Origin of the sequence: Streptomyces sp. FH025, assembly GCF_017427025.1 — a bacterium.
In the GTDB taxonomy this organism is placed as follows: domain Bacteria; phylum Actinomycetota; class Actinomycetes; order Streptomycetales; family Streptomycetaceae; genus Kitasatospora.
The window spans coordinates 1-2902 of record NZ_JAFLNG010000843.1; the positions used below are offsets into that span (position 1 = coordinate 1).

1 protein-coding gene is annotated in these 2902 nt (G+C 73.5%); it reads right to left on the reverse strand.

The window, feature by feature from the left end:
- Positions 1 to 2901 (reverse strand): acyltransferase domain-containing protein (locus J0670_RS34655; protein WP_243437951.1); only part of this gene is annotated, 2901 nt, incomplete at its 3' end.
- Between the last annotated feature and the right edge of the window lies 1 nt (position 2902).

Here is a 2902-nt window from a genome sequence, read left to right on the forward strand (position 1 = left end):
CACGTCGACCGCGTCCCGGACCGCGCGTACGTCCAACGGCAGCGGCGCGAACCCGCCGTCCGTGAAGGCCCGTACGACGGCGTCCAGGATCTCGCCGAGCCGTTCCGGCCCCGCGTCGGCGATGTCGAACGCCCGGTAGACGATGTCGGGATGGTCGGCCGCGTCGCGGATGTCGGTCTTGCCCATCTCCACGAACCGGCCGCCGGGCCGGAGCAGCCGCAGGGAGGCATCGACGAACTCGCCGGACAGCGAGTCCAGAACCACGTCCATGGACGGGAACTTCTGCTCGAACTCCAGGGTGCGCGACGAGGCGATGTGCTCCTCGTCCAGTCCCAGGGCGCGCAGGGTGTGCCATTTGGCCGGGCCGGCGGTGGCGAACACCTCCGCCCCGAGCCGCCGGGCCAGTTGGATCGCGGCCATGCCGACGCCACCGGTGCCGGCGTGGATCAGGACCCGGTCACCGGCCTTCAGCCCGCCCAGGTCGCGCAGGCCGTACCAGGCGGTCAGGAACACCACGGGCACTGACGCGGCCCTGGCGAACGACCAGTCGTCGGGCATCCGGACCAGCAGCCGCTGGTCGGCGACGGTGACCGGGCCGAAGGCGCCGGGGACCAGGCCCATGACGCGGTCGCCGGGCCGGAACCGGGCGTCCGGGCCGGTTTCGAGGACGACGCCCGCGCCTTCGCCGCCCATCAGGGCCTCGCCGGGGTAGACGCCGAGGGCGATCAGCACGTCCCGGAAGTTGAGGCCGGCCGCCCGCATGGCGATCCGGACCTGCCCGGGCCCCAGCGGCTCCATGAGCTCAGGGCGGGGCACCAGCGCCAGGTCGTCGATGCTGCCGGTGCCCGTGTCCTCCAGCCGCCAGGTCCCGTCCGGCGGGGTGAGGCTCGCGCCGACGCGGACCAGGCGGGGGACGCGCAGCGCCCCTTGGCGTACCGCCAGTTCCGGCTCGTCCGTGCCGGCGATCAGCGCGGGGTCCCAGGTCGGGTCGGCGTCGACCAGGACGAACCGGTCGGGGTGCTCGGCCCGCGCGCCGCGGACCAGGCCCCAGACCATCGAGTGGTGGAGGCCGACCACGTCACCGGGCGCGGCGGCGACGGCGTTGCGGGTGACGACCGCCAGCCGCGTCCGCTCGCCCGCCAAGTGGTCCCGGATCACGGCGAGTACGCTCCGCGCGCTCTCGTACGCCGCCTCGACGGTGTCCGCCTCGGGCTCCGGCCCGGGCACCTCGTAGACGACCAGGTCCGCGGGGTCGCCGCCCGTCGATGCCGATTCGAAGGCCGGCGATTCAAAGGGCAGCCAGTCGAGTGCGTACAGGCTGTCCGGGACGGTGGTGGCGTCCCGGACGGTCAGCGACGTGATGACCGCGACCGGGGTGCCGTCCGGATCGGCCACGGCCACGGTGTACGTGTCCGGCCCGGTGGCGGACAGGCGTACGCGCAGCGTCCGGCTGCCCGCGGGCCGTATCGCCACTCCGGTGAACGCGAACGGCAGGCCGGTGCGGTCGGTGAGGAACGCCATGGGGTGCAGTGCGGCGTCGAGCAGCGCGGGGTGCAGGGCGAACGGTTCCTCGGCGGGAAGCTCCACCTCGGCGTAGACGGTGTCGCCGGCCCGCCAGGCCGCCGTGACGCCCTGGAACGCCGGCCCGTACTCGTAGCCGAGCACGGACAGCGAGTCGTAGAGCCCGTCGACGTCGAGGGGCTCACCGGCCGGCAGCCACTCCCAGGCGCTCAGCACCGGCTCCTCGCCCAGGGTCCCGGTGGCGTGCCGCACCCACTCGTCGCCGTCACGCGAGTACACCGTGAGCGGGTAGCGGCCGTCGTCCTCGGGGCCCACGACGACCTGGAGGTGCACCGGGGTGTCGTCGAGGACGAGCGGCGTTTCGAGCACCAGCTCCTCGACCCCGTGGCCGAGCCGGCCGGCCGCATAGGCCGCCATTTCCGCGAACGCGGTGCCGGGCAGGAGGACGGAGCCCCGCACGGCGTGGTCGGCCAGCCACGGGTGGGTGGCGAGCGAGATCCGTCCGCTGAGCACCGCGCCGTCGGGCAGTTCCACGAACGTGCTGAGCAGGGGGTGGTCGCCCGACGCCGTCGGGACGGGCCGCAGCCAGTACGGCTGGCGCTGGAAGGCGTACGTCGGCAGGCTGACGGGCTCGGTGTCGTCCGGGAACCGCCAGTCGACCGGGACGCCATGGACGTGCAGGCGGCCGAGCGAGGTGAGGAAGTCGTCCTGGTCGCGCCGGAGCGTGCCGGTGACGAGGAGGTCGGTGCCGTGGTGGTGACCGGTCTCCTCGACGGCGGAGACCAGGACCGGGTGCGGGCTGGCCTCGACGAAGACGGTGTGGCCGTGGTCGAGCAGCGCACGGGTGGTCCGGTCGAACAGCACGGGTTCGCGGAGGTTGCGGTACCAGTAGTCGGCGTCGAGGGCGGAGGTGTCGACCGGCTCGCCGGTGACCGTGGAGTAGAACGGGATCGCCGCCGAGTGGGGCGTGATGTCGGCCAGTTCGGTGAGCAGTTGCTCGCGGATCGCCTCGACCTGGACGGAGTGGGCGGCGTAGTTGACGGGCAGGCGGCGGGCGTGGATGCCGTCGGCCTCACAGGCCGCCAGCAGTTCGTCCAACGCGTCCAGGTCGCCCGATACCACCACGCTGTCCGCCGAGTTGACCACCGCCACGGTCAGCCGGCCGTCCCAGCGGGCCACGAACTCGGCGGCCCGCTCGTGCCCGAGCCCCAGGGAGACCATGCCGCCCTGGTCGGCCAACACCGCCAGCGCCCTGCTCCGTAGCGCCACCACCTTGGCGGCGTCCTCCAACGACAACGCCCCCGCCACGTACGCCGCCGCGATCTCCCCCTGCGAATGCCCGACGACGGCATCAGGTTCCACACCATGGGCACGCCACAAC